The sequence below is a fragment of the Lacihabitans sp. LS3-19 genome, assembly GCF_024343575.1.
GTDB lineage: Bacteria > Bacteroidota > Bacteroidia > Cytophagales > Spirosomataceae > Leadbetterella.
On the sequence record NZ_RJUA01000003.1, the window covers coordinates 111,947 to 132,369 of the forward strand.

Below are 20,423 nucleotides of genomic sequence, written 5' to 3' on the forward strand. Positions count from 1 at the left end.
AATTTTATTGAAACAAATTATACTTTATTTTTTTACTCTAATTTCTTTTCCCCTTTTGTCGCAAACAAAAGAGCAGGAGAGACTATTGAGCGAAATGCTCTTTGTGAAAACCAGCGAGAGACAAGAAAAAATCTACGAATTCTTTACTCTTTTCCCCACCGATTCAGTTGGTGTGATGCAAGCCCTCAAGATCGTTGGAGCCTATGGTAAAAAACATGGCGATTTACACCTAGAGATGTGCGAGCCTTCAGGTTACCTTGTATTACTTTCCAAATCAAAAACCATCTCCAACGAAACCTACAAAAAAGCCATAGACAGTGTATATACCATTTATAAAAACCGCAAAATGGGGGAGGTTTTTTTGGCAAGTTTTGAGCGTAAACTAGCTGAATATTACATGTACAGAGAGAAAAATTACGCTTTGGGTTTTAAACATTTTCAGCAAGGTTTTGATTTATTAAAAAAGGTTGACATCGAAGAATATCCTTACAAGGTTCAAGAAACTTTAGGCTTGTTGTATAATCATTATGATTTCGAAGATTACGAAAAGTGCATCTATTTTGCCAAAGAGACGCTTAAAGAGGACAAAAAAATAAAAAACCGAAACTTAGCTGGAGCATTAAAAATGCACATGGCTTATGCTTTCAGAGATTTGGGGCAATTAGACTCGGCGGATGTTTACTTTAATCAGGTCATTGACGAAGCTAAAGACCGCGGTGATTGGGTACAGTATGGTACCGCTTTATGTTATTTAGGGTATAATTGTTATTTGAAAAATGATTTTGCAAAAGCCGAAAGTCTGTTTAAAAAAGGAATTGCAGAAATAGGCAACGATGCGGGTATGAAGCCTGTAAAAGTGCTTTTTTTTAGTTATTTAGCTGAAATAAAAAGCCGTGATAGCGAATTGGAGTCATCAAAGGCTTATCTCAAAGAGTTGAATATTTTAAAAGCTCAAACCGCCTATAAAGGGAATCAGGTTCAGGTATATAAAAACTTATCGAATGTATATAAAAGGATGGGAGACAGTGAGCTGGCTTTGGCTTATCTCGATTCTATGGAAATAGCTGAAGAATACATGAGAGTTAATTACGACTCAAAGCGTTTTATTAGAGAGCAGCAACAGGAAGAAATTGATAAAGTACGGCGAGAAAAGGAAACCTTAGTATTTTGGCGTAACATCACCTTGTATTTTTTGAGCTTAGTTTTTATTCTTAGTTTGATCATTTATTGGCTTAGTTTAAGTAAAAAAAAGGCGGAAATGTTGCAAATTCAACTAGAATTGGAACATTCAAAAAAAGAATTGCTCCTTATTACTGAACATTTCAAAAAAAAGAGGCCTATTAGACCGGGTTCTGTAGAAGGACCCGAATATAATTCGATTCTTCAAATTCTGGAAGAATCTACTATTTTGACCAAAGAAGATTGGGAAACATTCAAAAACCATTTTGAAAAAGTTTACCCTGGCTTTTTAAGAAATCTGGTCAAAACATACCCTGATCTTACTCAAGGAGAAATTAGATTTATAAGTTTGAAAAAATTAGGACTTAGCAATAAAGAAATGGCTGAAACTTTGGGCGTTTCTGACCAGAGCATCCGCACCACGCTACACCGTCTACGTAAAAAAGTAAATCTTTCATCGGATGATGATATCGAGCTTTTGATTCAAAAGATATGATCTTGTTTTTACCACGAAAGCACGAATGGGATCCAAATCAAATACAGCATGTTTGACGCTTTTAATACATGGCAAACTAGCTTTACTTTAGTTAAAAAGCTTCCTACCTTAGACTAATTGCTGCAAAATAGCAATTCAAATACCTCTCAAAAATAGCTTATTATAAGCTACTTACAAATTGTAACGCATTTTGTGACGCTACTTTTTCGACTTTCTCGAGACAATTTAATGAACTTGAGCCTATGATCAGGCCCAACAAGAAACCGAATCACTGGCTAATACCAATACTCATTACTTTGGTATTCATTCTCATTTTTCTGGTGCTCTGGCAATGGTTTGAACTGAAACTAAAAATACTATGAAAACTCGAAACTATGGCCAAGGCATTGTGCTGCTGGAGGCCGACTCCAACTACACCATCCTTCACAAAACTGACGGAGCTCGCGAAATATCTTCCTATACCATGAAATGGCATATAGAGCGGCTCGGTACTGAAATAATTCTGATTAGACCTATTAGGAAGTTTTGTGTAAACCTGCAATTCTTAAAGGCCTTCAATGGTAATTTTTTTTTGATGAACCACTTCAAACGGCCAATTCCTGTTAGCCGAAGAAGAAAAGAACAGGTGGAAAGTCAACTCCATAAATATATGAATCAATCAAACAGCAATTAATCAATCATTTAAATAACAAAATCATGGAAACTTTTTTAGGAGAAATAAGAATATTCGCTTTTGACTACGTACCAAAGAACTTTACACTTTGTGATGGCTCCAGATTAGAAAAGAGTTCGAATTTTCCATTGTATCAGGTTATTGGTGACTCTTTTACTTATGATACCTCAGACCCTTCCACTTTTGCTTTGCCAGATCTCAGAGATCGGTTTGTTATTCAGGCAGAAGCTCAATCAAAATTGGGAAGGCAATCCGGGATTAATGAAATAATGCTGACAATGAACCAGATGCCCGAACATAATCACCAGACTAAGTTAAAAGTGGATCACTCGGATGGTGGTGATGACAAACGCGTACGACCAGATAATGTATACTTGAATAACAACTTTCATAATTTCAGCCCGGCAGCAAATGTTAATGCCCATTTAGGTACTCCTTCTCAGGAAAACGTAGGCAAGTCCAAACCTTTGGATATTAGAAATAAGCAGATTAAAATGGTTTATGCCATCTGCACAAAGGGCGTCTATCCTTCAGAATCCGATCAACTTAGAGGTTTTATTGGGGAGATTAGGGTTTGGCCTTCAAAGAGAATTATTCCGAGAGGATGGAGAGTTTGTGATGGTGCTACTTTAAGAGAATCTGATAATCAGGCACTTTATAGTCTAATTGGTACCTTTTATGGCGGCAGTATTGCCAGGCATGAGTTCAAACTGCCTGACTTTACAAACAGAATGGCTAAAGGTGCCGAAGCTTCAGACAAAGTGGGAAAGACTGGAGGTAAAACCAAACTAAGATTGGAAAAAAATCACCTTCCCCCTCACACCCATCATGTTAAAGTGAGGGTAAATAATAATGAAAGCAGTGGACCACTTTCCCAAGAACCCGATGGTGCCTATTTGAATGGAACTACCGGAAAAAAATACAGCGGAGAGTTGTCAAATGAGAATAACAGTTTAGGCGGAATTTCAGAGCAAGACAGAGGTGGTTTAGAAGATATAGAAATTCTTAATCCGTGCATTGGGCTTGTTTACATTATATGCACAGAAGGGATATATAATAATATAGACAACGATCTATGCTACACTGGTGAAGTAAAGATGACTTCAGCATATAAATCTTTGGATGTACAAAATTTTATCGGATGCTATGGTCAGATATTACCGATCAATCAAAATCAGCCACTCTACAGTTTATTAGGTTTTAAATATGGTAGAGTTACCAATAGCAGTTTTGGAATTCCTGACTTACGAGGCAGAACTCCTGCATGCTCTTCGCAGTTAAGCGAAGTAGGGGCATACCTTGGAGCTGATTCTATAAAACTTGAACCAGATCACCTTCCTGCACATAATCATGAAGTAACTCTTGGAGCTGATAATACAGGGTCGGGAACCGTAGTACAAATTCCGGGTGCTTTATTGACCAAAGATGCGGGACCTTTTAGTGTACGGGCAACACCGAGTGCCTTTTTAGCGGGTATGCAAGAAAACCATTTTGCTGGTGAAGCAATAGACATACGCAACCCCTATCTCACTATCAATTTTTTGATATGTACGAATGGCGTTTTTCCTGACAGAATTAGATAAATATTTCACACTCAAAGAAGCCGCATGAAAAGTAAAGCAATCCTTTCTCTATTTCTAACTATTTTGTTCTCTTCAACTATTGCCCAAAAAGTAGCCATCATCGGAGCCAGACACCTCAATTCTACCGAAGATGGAGTTTCTATTTTGGCTTTAGATGATCTCAGTGCCGGTGAAATTTACTATTTCACTGATAACAACTACGACCACCCAAGCAATGCTTTTATCTATGCTTTGGATGGAAGCAATGCACCTATCAAAGAAGGCGTAGTCAAAATAACCATACAAAGTACCATTGGCAAAGGGAATGTGATCTACTTTAAAGAGATAGCCCCCAGCAGCTCAAATACCTATACGTTTTCGGTAACACCCGGTACTGGTACAGTGAGTGTGCAGCATGTGAGCAGTAGCGGGTCATTTTCTATTGGTGACTTTGGAGAGTCACTTTACATTTATACCGATAATGACGAAGACCCCGCCAATGGAGTGACTGAGATTCACGGAGCTTTTTTTCCGGGAACACTAGCGGGCAGTTCTACATCCAGTGGTGGCCCCATGCCTGCTACTGAAAATCCAATATCAGATTATCCGAATGCGGTAATTGTTCATAATTTTCCTCAGTATGATTATAACCTTCCAGCTTATAGCAGTGGGGTGAATCGGGTGGAGTTCAACACTTCAGCTCTTGATAGAACGGATATTACCAGAATCGAACTTGAAAACCCGGCTAATTATGTCTATTTCGGCAATGATCAGGACCTCTCCACTACAAAATTTACCAATTTTAACCTTTCTAATTCAAACCCGATAGTTACCCTTACCCGGGATTTTAGTCAACTGGCAGAGAACAGCAGCAGTAATTTTAGCTACACCTTTACTGTTGATTCAGCACCTGCAACAGATTTGGTCATCAATTTTAGCCTGAATGGAGGCAGTACTTATGGAATTGCCAATTTCGGAAGTGATTTTAGCCAAACCGGTGCCACTACAATGAATACAACTGGCGGAACGGTTACGATTACCGGCGGAACTACTTCCAAAACGGTCATTATCAATCCTACCGGTGATACAGATTTGGAGCCGGATGAATCTTTTCTAATCTCAATTACTCCCGGCACAGGCTATACTGCCGGAAGCCCGAGTGTGGCCGGTTCAATTATTTTGAATGATGACGTGCTTGCAGTTGTGCCAGAAGTAGCTATTCTGGGAGCCCGCCATTATACTGATAATCAGGATGGTGTGAGTGAGTTTTCTTTTGTGGCATTGAAAGATTTAGTTCAGGGAGAGGCTTATTTCTTTTCAAGTAATCCATTCAATAAAAGCACTTTACTGTTTGAAGATTATTCAACATTCCCATCAGCCATGAAATGGGTGGTGCCTACGGGAGGAGTTAATCGGGGTGATGTGATGGTGGTCAAAAAAACGGCACCGAATACATTTTTATTGACAAGAAATGGCTCATCAAGTTCAGCCGGAAACGTAAGTAAGGTAAGCCCGGCCAAAAAATTCTTTATTTCCTCTTTTGATGGCTATTTCAGAGCTCATACTGATACAGACGATGATCCATTTAACGGTATTGAAGCCATTCATAGTCAATTATTTACCTATGAGGTCAATCAAGGCTTTGGAGGTACTATGCCTGCATCGCTTGATTTGTCAACGCTTTACCCCGGCTCTGTTTTGGTTGATGGATTTTCTAATACCTCACCCGGCCGATTAGAATACAACCCCTCATTAAGACCAGGCACCTCAGTGGACCAATCTAACTTTGAAAACCCTTCAAACTGGCTTTACGGGCAGGCCATGCAAGATTTGTCTCCTGTTCCATTTAATAATATTATTATCTCCGAAGGTGCAGTAAACCCTATTGCTACCATCGACGTCAACACAAGTCAAATTTTGGAAAATTCCGAAACTGCTGTGTACACTTTTACACTGGGTGAGGTAGCTACCGCAGATGTGATCATCAATTTTTCTGTGGCTGGTACGGCGACCTATACATCCGATTACACTGTTATTGGGTCCACTTCTTTTACAGCCTCAGCAGGAAGCATTACAATCACCAACGGTACGTCTTCTGCCCAATTGACCATTACCCCAGTGGGCGATTCAGAATTAGAGAAAACAGAAAACATTCTTTTAACCATAATAAGCGGTACAGGCTATGATGGCGGATCACCAGGATCGGCAGAAATAGACATTCTTAATGATGATGCTGACAATGCGACGCCCCAATTGGCCATCATTGGTATCAATCATGAATCACCTGAAAGCATGTCACTTGTGGCAGTAAATACCATAAGCCCTAACTCTACGTTTTACCTGACTCCGGGTGATTTAGACAAAGGGAATTTGAGCCTTTCCGGCAATGCCAAGTTTATGTTCATTAGTGGAGATGACTGCATACCCGCAGGCACTGTGTTTACAATTACAGGTGGAGTAAGCGGCCCCTTGACGGTGAGTTGTAACGGAACATCTGGTTCTTCTGCCTGTGGATCGGCTACTATTCTTAACCATAGTTTTAGCTTTTTGGATCTAGGTACCCGTTACTATATTTTTCAGGATGATGACGAAGACCAAACTAATGGTTTTACCCAGATTCACTCTGTTTTTCATACTGGTGGAGCTTATCCAACGAACCACACTGGAGGATCATTACAGCCAGAAGAAAATCCACAAAGCATTTATAGCAATGCCATTATCATTGATGGCTTCCCAAATTCGCTTCCAAACAAAACCGAATTTGATCCTACAAAGAGAGGCGTGGAGGTGTCAAAAGCTGTACTGGAGAACATCTCTAATTATGTTCATGGACAGGCGAATTCCCATTTAAATGGACTTAATTTCAATATTTTGCCACCCCTTGTAAATACAGTGTCAAACATACTAGATGATGGTTGTGGTTCTTTACGCTTTGTTATTGTGAATGCCCAATCAGGTGACACCATTCGCTTTGACCCTGAAATTAACGGAAACAGCATCAAACTTACCACTGGTCAAATATTGATAGATAAAAACCTGACCGTCATTGGCAATGGCAAAGACAGCACTATTATTGATGCTCAAGCATTTAGCCGCATTTTCGAAGTAGCTGCAAATGTAAGCCTAAACCTGGACAGCCTTCGATTGCAAAACGGAGACATTAGAAGTAAGGTTGGCGTGGCAGGTCAAGGAGGGGCCATATATGTAAAAGGAAGGTTAACTATCAGTAACTCCGCATTTGTAGACAATAAAGCTGTGGTAGGTGGGGCATTGATGAGTCCCTTGAACGGAACAGCTGATATATTCATTGACAAAAGCACTTTCACTTCTAATTCTTCCAATACCCAAGGTGCTGTATTAGGCTTCGGTTCCGATACACTTTTGATCAAGAATTCCACTTTTTCAGGAAATACTTCAAATGATGACGCAGGAGTAATTCGCAGCATTAATGCAGGAAAGATCTTGCTGGTCAGTTCTACTTTTTCCGGTAATTCTGCCAACTCTTTAGGTGGCTTAGGTGGGCTTATGCGAGACAATGGCTCCTCAATTGAAGTGAACGGATGCACCATTTTTAACAATTCAGCACAGCTTGGTGGAGCCTTTTATCTGGAAACCAACAACTTGTCAATCACTAATTCCATTCTGAAAAATTCAGCAAGTGGTCTTGGGCAAGACATCAACATTCCAGGAGGCTTTGTCTTAAGTGATTTGGGCCATAATCTGGTCTATTCAACTGATGGCAACCATGGCATCATCGATGGCAATGGCATTGATCCTCGGCTGGACGTGCTTGCTGACAATGGAGGACCTACTCAAACACATGCCTTGCTTTGCGGAAGCCCCGCTCAAAATACCGGAACTGGTACCCTACCTGACCAACGTGGTATCGCAGTTTTTGATGGAATCAAAGACATCGGGGCTTTTGAGCGGGCGGTCAATGTAAATCAAATTGAAAATAACAACATCACTAGCGGCCCTCAGCAATTTAGTGCTGAGGGAGTGCTGCAAAGCAGTTCAAAAATCACCTCTCCTCAGCTTATCGAATTTGAGGCAGGTAGAGCCGTGATTTTAGAACAGGGTTTTGAGGCTTCTACGGGATCTGTCTTTTCAGCTAAAATTAACGCTGGATGTTTGTAGATTAAAAGCAGAATGGAGAATCGAAAAGCAGAATTAAAAGCTGGAAATTCCATTCAACTAATGCCCGGTTTTGAAGTGCAGGCTGGGGCAGTTTTCACGGCCAAGATCATGAATCCTTGCCAGACGGTGAGTACGAGTTCAATGCCTTCCTCCCCTTTGCCTAAGGAGAAAGTGAAGTAGGATTATTTTTTTGTGGAGTAATTTAAAATTGATTCAAAGGGCATACGTATTTGTTTTTTCTGATTCGAAAAAGGTGGCCCTTGAATCTTTTTAATCATGTTTTATAACTTCAAATAAAGCCAAAGGCTCTTTGAATCAAATAGTTGTCTGATTTACATTCAAACAATTCTCCAATCACCCAACCCTACTCGGGGCATATCCATAATGATCTGAAAAACATTTTGAGAAATAAGCGGGGCTGCTGAAACCAAGCTGATAGCTGGCCTCGGTTGGGCTTAAGGCTTTTTGACTGAGCAATTGGTGGGCTTTTTCAAGGCGATAGATACGAACCATTTCATTGGCACTTTGATTGAAAATGGCTTTTAACTTTCGGTTTAATTGTGAGCGGCTCATTCCAATTTCTTCAGCGAAGGTTTCTACTCCAAACTGCTCGTCTGAAACATGCGTTTCAATAATGTTTTTGACCTTTTCTATGAACTGCTGGTCAATAGAGCTTACCTGCATTTCCTCGGGTTTCAGGCTGATGGCCGTACTGAAGTTTTGACGGAGTTTTTGCCGTAACTCAATCAACTTTTGAAGCCTTAGCTTCAGTTCACCGGCGTCAAAGGGTTTTGGCAAGTAGGCGTCTGCCCCGGTTTCTAGGCCACGCATTTTATCGGTTTGATCTGCCCTGGCTGTAAGCATTACCACCGGAATGTGCGAAGTGCGGGTATCGGACTTGATTTTTTCACAAAAGGTAAAACCGTCCATTTCAGGCATCATCACGTCTGATACAATGGCATCCGGTACTTTTTCGAGGGCTTCTTCCAATGCTTCCTTACCGTTGGGTTTCATAATGACCTCGTAAGTTTCCTGTAAAACATCTTTGATGAGCAGCTGTACATCGTGATGATCCTCTGCCACCAAAATCACGGGTTTTCCGGTTTTGCCTGAAACTCTTCCCACCTCATTATCAAGCGGAGCAGCGTAGCTGTATTCTGTGACGATGGTCTCAGATTGAATATCGGGCAAGTCTGTGGACAACAAGGGCAAGCGAAAAGAGAAAAGTGTCCCCTCATTTTCTCTGCTGCGTACCTCTATGGTGCCTCCATGAAGCTCTACGAGTTCTTTTACCAAGGCCAGCCCTATTCCTGAGCCACTTTGCTCGATGTTGTTGAGGTCTTTCACCTGATAAAAACGGTCAAAAATATGGGGCAAATCCTTCTGGGGAATACCTATGCCTGAGTCTGAGACGTCGATTTGAAGTTTATCCTTTTTTTGACTGATTTCTAGTCTCACTTCACCATTTTCAGGTGTAAATTTGAACGCGTTAGAGAGAAGGTTGGTAATAATTTTCTGAATTTTATCCTTGTCGAAATCAAGCATTATTCCACCTACTGGTACGGTAAGAAAGAACCGAATTCCTCTAATCTCAGCCAGGGATTCGAAAGAAGATGCGATGCTTTTGATAAAACCATTGATATCCGCCCGTTCTTTGTGGAGCTCCAGGGAGCCTACTTCCAGTTTGGCCAAATCTAATAGCTGATTGACAAGCTCTAACAGCCTTTGTCCGTTTCGAAGCATCATCTTAAAGTAAGACTGTGGGTTGCCGCTGAAAGTACCCTTGATCATCTCTTGCAAAGGCGAAATAATGAGGGTCAAGGGTGTACGGAATTCATGCGAAATATTGGTAAAAAATGCCGACTTGATACGTTCGTTTTCTTTGAGGTTCCTGGCTTCCAAATCTTTGATTTTTAGGGCATTTTCTGCTTCAATGCGTTTCTGCTGCTGTCTGAAGTAATAATAACCCAGCACACCTCCTACTGCCAAAATACCCAAGACTGCCCACCAGAGAATCTGGTTTCTGAGGCTTTTCTGTCGGCTGAGCTCCAGCTCCTGCTCTGCCAGTCTGAGTTCCTTTTTTTCAGACTGATAGCGGGCTTCATTTTCCTCTATGATTTTGGTTTTGGAGGCATTAAAATTTTGTTCTTTGATCTGAGAAAAGAGTTTGTAGTACCGTAAAGCATCGCTGCTGCGGCCTTGTTTTTCGTAAAAAGTAGCCAGACTTTCATAGCCAGTCATGAGGTGCTCATTAAGGTCCTTGTTTTTACCAATTTCCGCAGCTTGCAAAAGGTGTTTTTCTGCTTCGCCGTATTGGCCAATGCCCATTTCTGCTTCTGAAAGTAAAATGAGTGTACCTGCCTTTCCGTTATCAAACTCTACCTCCTCAAAGGCTTCAATGGCCTGTTTGAAGTAATTTATGGCTTCAGCAAAGCGTTTTTGTTCAGCAAAATCTTTACCCATTCCGGCAAGTACTTGTGCTTTCCCCTCCGTCATACCGGCTTTTTCAAAACCAAGGCGAGCTTTCTCGTAATAGTTGAGTTTTTGCTCCCGATCATCAGTAACCGAGGCCAGATTGATATAGACTTCAGAGAAAGCTTCGGGTTCTTTAGAATTTTCAAGTATAGCCTCTGCTTTTTTGTAATAAGAGCGTGCGAGTTTTTTGTTGCCTTGTCGCAGATAGATGTTGCCGATATTAGAGTTGGAGCTAATTTGAGCAAAATCATCGCCCAATTCTTCCGCAATTTTGAGCACCTCCCGCAGGTAATTGATGGCTTTCTCGTCATTGACTAAATCAGTATGAATAACTCCCAATAATTCGTAAGCCGCCGAGAGCCGAATTTTATCGGCTATCTCCTTGAAAACTTCCGCAGATTTTTCGCCATAGTCGAGACCTAGGTCGAGAAAACCACGCATATAATGCACCATTCCCTCATAATACAAGGAGCGACCGTATTGGGTTTTGTCATTGAGCTTAAGGCTTAATTCTTCGGCTTGCGAGGCAAAATCACTGGCTTTTTTGAGGTCATAAAAGCGGGTTTGGCCAGTGAGCTCTAGTAATACTTTCAAGCGTAGGCTGTCTTCCTGAGGATGATCAAGCAGTAATTTTTCAAGAGAGTCTACCTTGGCAGGAGCTTGGGAGTCGCTTGAAAAACTGATGCATAAAAAACTAAAAAATAAAGCTATATGACTTATTTTGAGTGCATTATTCCGAAAATTAAAATAAACCATCACTAAGGAATCTTTGATTTTGCTAAAATAAAAAAACCATAACTGCATATTCAAATGTGCATTTATGACCTTGATTTGCACATTCATTTGTGCAATTTAATACTGAAAACTCAACAGAAGCTCCCTCACCACCCATAACTAGGCTTTATTTCCCAGTAATCTCCTGTACCTCCCAGATTTTCAATGCCATTCATCATACTCACGTGATTTTCGAGCATCATTCGGCTGTAACGCTGATAAAAGTTGGCGTCCATTTGCTGTGTTTGAACGGGCTGGGCTTTAGGGATGTATTGTTGCCTGAAAGTTTGGGTTTGCTGAGCTGTGAATCGACTTAAATTGCTCTTGGTCAGCTGATAGGCTAAGTCCGCATTGGCTAGAAACTTCTTTTCGTTTTGACTGAGTCGGGAGAAGTTTGCGATGGTTTGATCGGATAGTTGTTTTCTGTTTGTAACACTCAATTTATGCCCTCCCTGATTGACAGACATCAGGTCGATGTAATTGAGATAGGCGTCCAAATCTTTGGAGGTTAGGACCAATTGAGATTTTGAGTCAAAGACTACTACGTTCAGATACTTGTCAAAAATCTTCCAGAAAACCTGCATATCTGCATTTTTATCGATCACCGCCATTTGGTAAACTTGCCCCAGAAAAGCTTGTCTGAACTGGCCAATCACCTTAGGGTCACCGTTCTGCAGGATTTGCTCAAAGCTCTCTTTGGCCGTTTGTATATCTCCTAAAATCACCTCGGGACTTTTGAGAAACATGCGTTTGGTTTCAGCCACTATGGATTGATAATCGGCAGCAGTTACTTTTTTATCCAACACAAAATTGATGATGGTTTCGTAAGTTTTGGGTCCGGCTTCGGTGAGTTTCAGACTTCTACTTTGAGCAATTATTTTTGGAAATTTTGATTCATCCAGCAAAGCATTCTCACCGACTTTATTCAAAATCCAAGTCCCTTGAGCATCACTCAATCGAAGTTGTTTCCCAACCCATTGAATCTTGTAATTGACTGTACCATAAGCATTTTTGATAAGTAGTGAATTGCCACTGTTTTGATAGGTGCCGCTCAGATTTCGCATGTTTTGGGCAGGGAAATCAAAAGTATAGCTGCCGTTTTGATTAAAAACAAAGCTATAACCGTATTGCTTGTTTTCCCACTGGCCTGAGATGGATTGGGAGAAGCTGGTTTGAGCTAAAAGGATCAAAATGATTAAATTTTTCATGCCTGCTTGAATTGAAGATACTGTACTTTAAAGGCCTCTTTTCTACGTCTTGAGATTCTTATGGCTCCTACTTTTTGACTGAAAACCTGATCTTCTTTTTCTGAGGGCCTTATGTTTTTTAAACTTACCACCGTAGAGCGATTGACTCTGAAAAAACTCCTTGGGAGCCGTTTTTCGAGGATTCCGAGCGTGGTAGCCACCAGTTTGTGGCTACCATCGGTAAAATAGATATGCGTGTAATTGATGTCCGCCTTTAGCAGGCTGATATTTTCGGGGTTTTCATGGAGGCGACCTCCGAGATGTATAGTCTTCATGTTGTTTGAGATTTGAATAGATTACCAGTTGATGCTTACACAGCGTATGCTTCCGCCATAGGCTTTTGGTCGATCAGTTTGCGTTACGGTTTCCTGGTCTTTATAGACTACCGTACTCATAATTTCGCCGGTACTTGGATTTTCCTGATAAGAATGGAAAACGGTGGCAATTCTGAAGGCTATATGGTCACCGTCAATCTCTATCCCACCTGCACCGGGCACATTCAGGCCAGAGAAATTAGTTCCGCTGTTTGGGAAATCCCAGGTATCTGTACCTACCGCTCTGATATCCTCGGCCGTAGAACCCCCTAAATTCATGAGATCGCTATTGTTTGCGGGTATCCAGCCCAATGGGCAGGCGTTTTTGGTTCCAGTCAGTACATAACCATTATACAACAGACCGTATTTGTCTTTGTTGGTGGCGTTGTTTTCGGGGTAGGCCCAGGCCGGCGTTTGGGTGGCTGCTGCATTTACCCATCCTGAGGCTGGAAGGTTTCCTACAATCACGGTGCCGTCATTAAACTTTGTGGTTTTGAGGTTTTCTTTCAGGACATAAAATGTGCCGACTTCCTGTACCTCCACTTTCATTACTTCATACACGTTGCCATCGCCATCTACTACCGGTTTCGAGCGTCTTATTTGTTGCTGAGAAACCCCCATTAAGCTGAGGTCTTCCTCTGAGTACCCACTTTCGCGAAGCTTTCTCACCATGGAAGGCGGCATGTTTTCCGGCGGGCAGCTACAAAAGGTTTTGAAAATCTCGAGATCAGAACCCAGCGAACGACTGGTATCTGCAGGAGCCGCGGCTAAGGAATTAAGGTCACGGGTGCCAAGTTTGCCGTCGGCTTTGTGTACTACCACTTTATTGGCGGCATTGTCATTGGGCATTTGGCCTACCTTGAGTGTGCCAACCACGTCCATATCCTGGGCGGTGGCTGTTATCGAAATAAGTGCTGATAGAATGATTGTTTTCATGAGAATTGTTATGGTTGATTAAAAATTTATTGAGACAAAATTGGCGGTCTTTGATTTTTTTGGCTTTCGATTTTGAGGCAGATGCTTTCAATTTTGGAGCTGTGAGCTCAACTTGCTGTTAATGAGCTCTTTTATTTCAGTTATTTCTAATGAAATTTCTTTTTCAAGTGATTCAATTCTCGAATTCAGAGCCTTAATGGCCTCTACCAGCATGGGGTCAAAAGTGCCATAGGCTGTAGTGAGATAACCCATGCCGTCTTCTTTGACCATCTCTGGCCAGATTTTTTGAAGTTCCTGAGCAATGAAACCGTATTGGGTTCCTTCAGGACGTGTACTGCCGGTCACCTGATCGTTCCATTCGTAGGTCACACCCTGCATTTGTAAAACTTTGTAAAGCATTTCTTCAGAAGATAGATTTTGAATATTGGTCTTTAATCGGGCGTCTGAATGTCCTATCCATGAGCCGGGAGAGTTTTTAGAAGCATCGCCATTTACCTGAAGGGCGTTTGTGCTGGCTTGTATTTCAGCTATAGTTCTATTAATTCCCACTTTGTTTCCGAAGAAATCACCGCCGATGAGTGGTCTGTCAGAGTCTGAGTTTTCAATGTACAGCGTATTGCTGCCCGTTTCATTAAAACCCGCCTGAAAGCCTATAGCCACATTATGACTGCCATAGACATTATTATAATGGCTTTGAAAACCCAGAATGGTGTTATTGCTGCCTTTGGAGACCCTCAGAGAGTTCTGACCAATCGCCACATTATTGCTGCCGCTGTCTGCGAAAACCATACTTCCACTGCCAATGGCCACATTATCATTTCCCACAGTGGTGTATTGCATGGCATAGGAACCCAGAGCCACATTGCTGTTGCCCGTATTTTTCAAAAGAGCCTGATATCCTGCTGCCAAATTATAGGAACCTGTGATTCCATCGCCCAAAGCCTGATAGCCAATGGCCGTATTCTGTGTGCCGTTGGCATTCTTTTTTAAGGCCTGATAACCAATGGCAGTATTCTGATTGCCGTTAATGTTCTCTTGAAGAGCAGCATAGCCAAAGGCTGTATTGCCAGAGCCGATAGTATTTGTAGAAAGTGCCACGGCTCCAAAAGCGGTATTGTTTGACCCGCTTGTGTTATTTTGAAGGGCGTATGCTCCGGCTGCGGTATTATCTGTGCCGGTTTCATTGAGTGAGAGTGTGCTTAATCCTACAGCCGTATTTTTGCTTCCACTGGTATTTTGCTGAAGGCTTTGGTAGCCAATAGCCGTATTATCATCTCCGGTGTTTTGTTGCAAAGCAAACTGACCAAAATTGAGATTTCGCTGGCCGCTGTAGGTCATTTTACTGAGAATGCCGCCCGGCGTAATGGTATATGAGGTGGCATTATCCTGAATAACTTGATCTTGGGCAAGGCCCGAAAGTGAGATAGAAAGTGTAAAAAGAATGAATTTCAATTTTTTCATGGTGTATTGAGTTTTGCTTTGAGGTTTTTTATTTCTTCTTTATAGTTTTCGAGAGCAATGAGCTTATTTTCAAGGGCTTTGATAGCCTCTGTCAAAATAGCCGTCATGCTTCCGTAACTCGTCTGTAGATACCCTCTGGGGTCCTCCACGACTAATTCGGAAAACTGCTCCTGAATATTTTGAGCTGTGAAACCCATTTCTGTTTTGCCGGGCTCTTTGTCTTTTCTTTGGTATGAGATTCCTTGAAGAGCTTTCAACTTTTCAAAAGTGAGATCAGCGGAAAGAGGAGAGATATTGGTTTTTAACCGCAGGTCGGAATGACCGATCCAGTCACCGGGAGTGTTTTTGCTGGCTTCGCCTATGACTACGAGTGCATTAGTATAGAAAAACAGATCCGCCTCAGTAGCGTTGATCATGACACGGTCGTAGGCAAAACTTCCCATGAGCGTGTTTACATTGTTTGCAATTGGCTTACTGTCAAGAATGAGCGTGCCCGAATTTTGGATACCGATGTTATTTCCAATCAAAACATTCTGGATAGCAGCATTAGAATTGACATTTTCCTGTACAAAAGCACCTAAAGCGATATCGCGGCCACCACTTTTTTGTGTTTTAAAGGCGTTTTTACCAATTGCGATAAGACCTGATTCCAGCAGATTTTGTGCCGCCTGACTACCAATGCCGATCAGAGACCCTTTGGTATTTAAACCCGACTGATGGCCAGCAAGCAGAGCATTTCCCAGCCCCAACCGCGAGTAACCGCTAAATGCTCCCAGGTACGTATTCTCGTCAGATGGATCAGCAAATGCATTGGCAAAAGCTCCGATGGCAACTTCAAAATCAGAATCTGAAGTGGTCAAAAGCGGGCCGTTTAGGGCAAAATAACCTACTGCTGTGGTACCAAAACCACCATCTACGCGATTCACGGTTTGTGCTCCCAGGGCCGAGTGCCCTTGTCGTATCTCGTTGTACTGAAGGCTATTGCTGCCAAGGGCTGAGTGGTATTGCCCGGTGGTGTTTTTCTGAAGTGATTGAAACCCAATAGCCGTGCTACTGTAAGGTGCATAGCTGTTTTCCATGGATTTACTTCCGATGGCCACATTATATAAGCCTCCCAAAGGGCCGTAGGCACTGTCCAATTTGTACAGACTGTGGTATCCCGCTGAGACATTGGTGCCATAAGTTTTGCGAAACGCCTGGCTGCCTTCTCCTAACCTCACATGAGCAGAACCTAGAATATTATCTGCGTACAAAAGGCCAGATGGTGTGATGGTTATGGAGTTGGTGCTATCAATAAGTATGATTTCTGACTGAGCGAAAGTGCGGAGGCTCAGGAAAAAGGTGAGAGAAAGCGTCAGGAGAAATTGGAGTGCTATTTTCATGGTTTTCAGTTGAATCAATTATTTCAAAGAAGTGGATTGATTTTCAAAGGCCTTCTCAAATTTTGCTTCGAGCTCACTTAGGCGTGTTTTCAGTTCATTGTTTTGTGCTACCAACTCTTTGTGAGCCTCAATGAGATGAGGAATAAGCCCAATGTAATTCACTGATAAATACCCATCTTGTCCTTCCTTAACCAGTTCCGGGAATTCTTTTTGAACCTCCTGAGCGAAAAAGCCCGTTTGCATAGCCTTGTCTCTTTCAGTATCAAGCCAGTGGTAGTGATAACCGTTGAGATTTTGAAGTTTTGAAGAAGAATGAGTTAGTCTGGCAATATCTTTCTTCAAACGGGCATCAGAATTTTGGGTGAGGTTGCCGGTAATGGTCATATTTCCATTTTCAAAAAGGGTAGCTACCGTAACATCATTTTTATTGACGAAGTAGAAATTATCATCTGTCCCCCAGGTTTTGAATTTCATGCCCTGATGATCGTAAAGCAGGTTTCCGTACTCACTGGTGCTAGTGTTATAATCGAGTCGAATATGTCTTTCCCAGGAGTTAGGGCCATTGCCAATATGTAGGGGTGCTACAGGACTATTGACATTATTCAGACCTGTAAAACCAGTTCTGAGAATGGTCATGGCATTTTTTCTGACAAGATTGAAGTTCAGAAAATCATAGTAGCCATTACCCACCTGAAATATTCTGTCTGCATTAAGACGAAGGTCTGGTGAAGCGAAATCAAGGGTATCGTTATAAGCTCCTGTTGAAAATCCATCTGGGGCCTTTGCCATAGTATTGAAACCTGTTGCGGTGGAGTATGAGCCTCTGGCGATTGTTCTTTCGCCCATAGTGGTTGAACCTCTTGCGGTAGCCTGAGTCATATTTCCCATTGCTAAGGCGTACAAGCCTGAGGCAAGCGTTCGCAAGCCCATGGCTGTGGATGAATCGCCTTTAGCTTCCGTGTAATTCCCCAATGAGAGAGCCGATTTTCCGGTGGCCGAGGTGCCCAAGCCCAAAGCCATTGAAGCATCACCTTTTGCCGTATTATTCAGACCAATGGCTGTTGAAATAGAACCTAAAGCTTTTGAATTTAAACCTGTGGCCAAAGAAAATTCACCTGCAGCTATTCCGCCTCCTCCCATGACTGTTGCGTAATAGCCCGAAGCTTCAGTATAACCTCCCAAGGCTGTAGAATTAAAACCTTTCGCTTTGGAATTGTAGCCGGAGGCGAATGAAAACAAACCAATAGAATCTGCATCCCATGACTTATAACCTTCTGCCACAGAACCTACCCGAAAAGCTGATCTGGAGGGAATCCACATCAATCGCGTTCCGTCTCCGTTGGTTGGTGAAGTGGCAGGATTTGAGTTATTATCGGCATTAAGGTCCAGGCCGCTGGAGTATTCGCTCCAAAAACCACCACTGTTGGTGTTTTTGATTTCATTTCCGGCTGCTCCGCTGAGCTGCCAGTAATTAACCGAAGGCAGTTCTTTCCAGGTATTTTGTTGGTAAAACCAATAGCTGTTAGTACCGATGTCGTAAACCAGCATGCCGTGCGCAGGGTTTGAAATGGCTGTTCGTTGGTTACTGGTCATTTGAGGTGAAATCGAGCCGGGTGTAAGTGTAATGCTTTGTGCATAAGCCTTTAAAGAGAAAAGGCCGAGTAAAATGATCAGATATTTTTTCATGGTCTTGCTGTTATTCTACGATTGTAAACTCCATCTCCCCATTAATCTCACCAGTACCGTTTTTGTCCCAGAAATGGCTTTTGAAAGTGTAGGTTTCACCTATCAAAAGCGGGCTGCCGATGGTTAAGGCGGCGGAGAGGTATTGGGCGTCTTCGGCTTTTACGCCCGTCTCATCATAACTGGCAAACAGGTCTGCCAGCTCCATGGCCTTTGCTCCGTTTTTATCCAGCACCTCAATAGATGCACCGGGAAATGCCATACCATCAATAAGATCAAAGCCTTTTACGCCAGTGAGCTGCAGGGTTACCTTTTGGCCGGTTTTGAGTTGGTCGCTTTGTAATGCTTTTCCATCTGAGGCCATATAAGCCTGCTCAAAGGATAGTCCGTTATTGGTGACTTTCAGGCTACTTAAAAAGTCTTTTTTGATCCCTGCTGAGCAGGAAAGTAGAAATGAGCATAAAATTAGCTTGGTCAATTGTTTCATTGTGTATTCCGTTTTGATTACACCACAAAGTTCTGATTATAAACACCTTGACCATTTATAATTTTGAAGCAAAAGCTTTCAAATTTGGAGCAGGGTGCGTTTTTAAATGTTTTATTTCAAAATTCCTTACCTAATCGCCGAGTTATTTTAAATAGCGAGTGAAACAATAATTTATAGTCTTGAATTTAAACTGTGGTTCCTCCGTTTTTTCAAAACTCGCTCACCTTGGCGAAACTACATCCGATGGGCGATCATCATTATGTTGACTTGGGGGCTTGTTTCTTTTTTGAAATTCCGGCTCATAGACTTTAATCAATTACCCTATTTTCTCAATATCTTTTTTACGATTCAAACCGGTAGTTTTATCGATACGTGCATTTTTACTTTTGTCATGGCCACTAAAATCAAGCACGATCAGGACGAAAAATTACTGCTGCAACAAAAATATTACGAGACCGAACGCATGGCTATTCAGTCGCGGCTCAACCCTCATTTTCCTTTCAATAGCCTCAATGCCGCACGCAATCTTATCGAAAAAGCCAAACAAAGCGATGCCCAAGATTACATTTTGCAACTATCGGTTTATCTGAGACATGTGCTTAAAGTACATACTTCCAATTTTCACTCGCTGGCCGATGAACTTGAACTTTCTAAAGCGTATATGGACATTGTGACCATCCGCCTTGGAAAACAACTCAGTTTTGAAATACACTGCCCAGCTACCATACCTACCGAGGATATCATGTTTCCACCTCTAGGCATTCAACCGCTACTTGAAAATGCAGTGTGGCATGGAAATATAGAGCAACGAAAAGTGATGTTGACTGTAAAAGAAAGACATGCAGAGGGCTGGCAATTAGATATTTGCGATAATATTGGCGGTTTGGATAGCACAGCATACCAAAAGGCTCTTGAAGCTAATTCTTCCAAAACTGGCCTGAAGCTCTTCAAAAATAAAATTGACCTATTCAATAAATCATCAGCCTTTTTGATCGATTGGAGCACAAATCTAAACGAAATGGACGGTACTTGTTTTTCCCTTAATATTGAGCATAAGCAGAAGGAATGAGGTTTTGATGGTTACTTTTTAAGTATCTTATCTGTGGGATACTGTAGCCTTATCACCTATTCAAGGTCTTAAAACATACCTCACGTCAAGTTTTTGTTTAAATAAGAATCGTTTTCCTCAAAACAAAATAAGACAAATACAGCATAAAATATTATAAATGAATGGCTTGTTCATCTAATTCAAAAATCAATTGAAAAAACTCTGCTAATTTTTGTTTTGCTTGATACCCTCTTATCGAATAGAAAAATGAGGATAATATTCCAAAAACTTTATTGTTCTGTCTTTCAATCGTAGAAGAAAATAATTTTTGAGGCTGAAGTTTAGAATCTGTATTTCTATTTAGTTAAGAGTTCAAAGCATGTTTAACCTTTGCTTGTGAAGAAAGTCAAATAGGAAAGAAAACGCAAGGAGTGGAAAAAAGCATACGTGAATCAAACCTCAGAAGAAAGCAAGTGCTAAAGGCTAAGTAGCAAACCTTTGTGCCCTTAGCGAATTTCTTCGAGCCTTTGTGGTAAAAAATAAGCTCAATGTACCCTCAAGCGTAGTCA

At 41.6% G+C, this 20,423-nt stretch carries 15 protein-coding genes; 7 read left to right on the top strand and 8 right to left on the bottom strand.

Features of this window, described 5'->3' with window-relative positions; translation table 11 throughout:
- The first annotated feature begins 103 nt into the window (after window positions 1–103).
- The 5 genes from EGI22_RS04410 to EGI22_RS24105 all read left to right on the top strand — a co-directional run bounded on the left by EGI22_RS04410 (window position 104) and on the right by EGI22_RS24105 (window position 8,227).
- The gene (locus EGI22_RS04410) at window positions 104–1,675 is read left to right on the top strand and encodes a hypothetical protein (RefSeq protein ID WP_255066651.1); all 1,572 of its coding nucleotides are present in this window, start codon (window positions 104–106) and stop codon (window positions 1,673–1,675) included.
- Between the two features lie 358 nt (window positions 1,676–2,033).
- Window positions 2,034–2,348 (top strand): LytTR family DNA-binding domain-containing protein, encoded by a 315-nt coding sequence (locus EGI22_RS04415; RefSeq protein ID WP_255066652.1) that lies wholly within the window; start codon window positions 2,034–2,036, stop codon window positions 2,346–2,348.
- A gap of 23 nt (window positions 2,349–2,371) precedes the next feature.
- Window positions 2,372–3,931 (top strand): phage tail protein, encoded by a 1,560-nt coding sequence (locus tag EGI22_RS04420; protein WP_255066653.1) that lies wholly within the window; start codon window positions 2,372–2,374, stop codon window positions 3,929–3,931.
- A 24-nt stretch (window positions 3,932–3,955) separates the two neighbouring features.
- Window positions 3,956–8,047 carry a choice-of-anchor Q domain-containing protein gene (locus EGI22_RS04425; RefSeq protein WP_255066654.1) on the top strand — a complete coding sequence of 1,364 codons (4,092 nt, stop codon included), beginning with the start codon at window positions 3,956–3,958 and terminating at the stop codon, window positions 8,045–8,047.
- Between the two features lie 12 nt (window positions 8,048–8,059).
- Window positions 8,060–8,227, top strand: coding sequence for a 3-coathanger stack domain-containing protein (locus EGI22_RS24105; RefSeq protein ID WP_369010865.1), 168 nt, complete (start codon window positions 8,060–8,062; stop codon window positions 8,225–8,227).
- Window positions 8,228–8,401: 174 nt separating this feature from the next.
- Here the strand turns inward: EGI22_RS24105 and EGI22_RS04430 are convergent, their stop codons facing one another.
- Genes EGI22_RS04430 through EGI22_RS04445 form a run of 4 tightly spaced genes read right to left on the bottom strand, consistent with a single transcriptional unit; the run spans window position 8,402 to window position 13,529 of the window.
- A complete protein-coding gene (locus tag EGI22_RS04430; RefSeq protein ID WP_255066655.1) occupies window positions 8,402–11,365 on the bottom strand; it encodes an ATP-binding protein in 2,964 nt (987 codons plus the stop codon).
- A gap of 38 nt (window positions 11,366–11,403) precedes the next feature.
- Window positions 11,404–12,504: a hypothetical protein gene (locus tag EGI22_RS04435; RefSeq protein ID WP_255066656.1), complete on the bottom strand. Its 1,101-nt coding sequence runs from the start codon at window positions 12,502–12,504 to the stop codon at window positions 11,404–11,406.
- Complete coding sequence (locus tag EGI22_RS04440; protein ID WP_255066657.1) at window positions 12,501–12,818, bottom strand: LytTR family DNA-binding domain-containing protein; 318 nt, start codon at window positions 12,816–12,818, stop codon at window positions 12,501–12,503. The genes EGI22_RS04435 and EGI22_RS04440 overlap by 4 nt, the downstream gene beginning before the upstream one ends.
- Window positions 12,819–12,839: 21 nt before the next feature.
- On the bottom strand, window positions 12,840–13,529 hold the full coding sequence (locus tag EGI22_RS04445) for a fibrobacter succinogenes major paralogous domain-containing protein (RefSeq protein WP_255066658.1): 690 nt from the start codon (window positions 13,527–13,529) through the stop codon (window positions 12,840–12,842).
- A 40-nt stretch (window positions 13,530–13,569) separates the two neighbouring features.
- Between EGI22_RS04445 and EGI22_RS04450 the strand changes: the two genes are divergently transcribed.
- Window positions 13,570–13,815 (top strand): hypothetical protein, encoded by a 246-nt coding sequence (locus EGI22_RS04450; protein ID WP_255066659.1) that lies wholly within the window; start codon window positions 13,570–13,572, stop codon window positions 13,813–13,815.
- 65 nt (window positions 13,816–13,880) lie between these two features.
- On the opposite strand, the gene EGI22_RS04455 is transcribed toward EGI22_RS04450, so the two are convergent.
- Genes EGI22_RS04455 through EGI22_RS04470 form a run of 4 tightly spaced genes read right to left on the bottom strand, consistent with a single transcriptional unit; the run spans window position 13,881 to window position 18,806 of the window.
- A complete protein-coding gene (locus EGI22_RS04455; RefSeq protein WP_255066660.1) occupies window positions 13,881–15,254 on the bottom strand; it encodes a tail fiber domain-containing protein in 1,374 nt (457 codons plus the stop codon).
- Window positions 15,251–16,636, bottom strand: a complete 1,386-nt coding sequence (locus EGI22_RS04460; protein WP_255066661.1) for a tail fiber domain-containing protein — start codon at window positions 16,634–16,636, stop codon at window positions 15,251–15,253. Before EGI22_RS04460 ends, EGI22_RS04455 begins: the two co-directional genes overlap by 4 nt.
- Before the next feature lie 18 nt (window positions 16,637–16,654).
- The gene (locus tag EGI22_RS04465) at window positions 16,655–18,322 is read right to left on the bottom strand and encodes a tail fiber domain-containing protein (RefSeq protein WP_255066662.1); all 1,668 of its coding nucleotides are present in this window, start codon (window positions 18,320–18,322) and stop codon (window positions 16,655–16,657) included.
- Between the two features lie 10 nt (window positions 18,323–18,332).
- On the bottom strand, window positions 18,333–18,806 hold the full coding sequence (locus tag EGI22_RS04470) for a hypothetical protein (protein WP_255066663.1): 474 nt from the start codon (window positions 18,804–18,806) through the stop codon (window positions 18,333–18,335).
- A gap of 463 nt (window positions 18,807–19,269) precedes the next feature.
- Between EGI22_RS04470 and EGI22_RS04475 the strand changes: the two genes are divergently transcribed.
- Window positions 19,270–19,875 carry a sensor histidine kinase gene (locus EGI22_RS04475; RefSeq protein WP_255066664.1) on the top strand — a complete coding sequence of 202 codons (606 nt, stop codon included), beginning with the start codon at window positions 19,270–19,272 and terminating at the stop codon, window positions 19,873–19,875.
- Window positions 19,876–20,423 lie beyond the last annotated feature (548 nt).

Excerpts from the sequence above, each read along its gene's own strand:
- EGI22_RS04415 (WP_255066652.1), top strand. The coding sequence starts at position 2,034 with ATGAAAACTCGAAACTATGGCCAAGGCATTGTGCTGCTGGAGGCCGAC.
- EGI22_RS04420 (WP_255066653.1), top strand. The coding sequence starts at position 2,372 with ATGGAAACTTTTTTAGGAGAAATAAGAATATTCGCTTTTGACTACGTA.
- EGI22_RS04425 (WP_255066654.1), top strand. The coding sequence starts at position 3,956 with ATGAAAAGTAAAGCAATCCTTTCTCTATTTCTAACTATTTTGTTCTCT.
- EGI22_RS24105 (WP_369010865.1), top strand. The coding sequence starts at position 8,060 with ATGGAGAATCGAAAAGCAGAATTAAAAGCTGGAAATTCCATTCAACTA.
- EGI22_RS04430 (WP_255066655.1), bottom strand. The coding sequence starts at position 11,365 with ATGAATGTGCAAATCAAGGTCATAAATGCACATTTGAATATGCAGTTA.
- EGI22_RS04435 (WP_255066656.1), bottom strand. The coding sequence starts at position 12,504 with ATGAAAAATTTAATCATTTTGATCCTTTTAGCTCAAACCAGCTTCTCC.
- EGI22_RS04440 (WP_255066657.1), bottom strand. The coding sequence starts at position 12,818 with ATGAAGACTATACATCTCGGAGGTCGCCTCCATGAAAACCCCGAAAAT.
- EGI22_RS04445 (WP_255066658.1), bottom strand. The coding sequence starts at position 13,529 with ATGGTGAGAAAGCTTCGCGAAAGTGGGTACTCAGAGGAAGACCTCAGC.
- EGI22_RS04455 (WP_255066660.1), bottom strand. The coding sequence starts at position 15,254 with ATGAAAAAATTGAAATTCATTCTTTTTACACTTTCTATCTCACTTTCG.
- EGI22_RS04460 (WP_255066661.1), bottom strand. The coding sequence starts at position 16,636 with ATGAAAATAGCACTCCAATTTCTCCTGACGCTTTCTCTCACCTTTTTC.
- EGI22_RS04465 (WP_255066662.1), bottom strand. The coding sequence starts at position 18,322 with ATGAAAAAATATCTGATCATTTTACTCGGCCTTTTCTCTTTAAAGGCT.
- EGI22_RS04470 (WP_255066663.1), bottom strand. The coding sequence starts at position 18,806 with ATGAAACAATTGACCAAGCTAATTTTATGCTCATTTCTACTTTCCTGC.
- EGI22_RS04475 (WP_255066664.1), top strand. The coding sequence starts at position 19,270 with ATGGCTATTCAGTCGCGGCTCAACCCTCATTTTCCTTTCAATAGCCTC.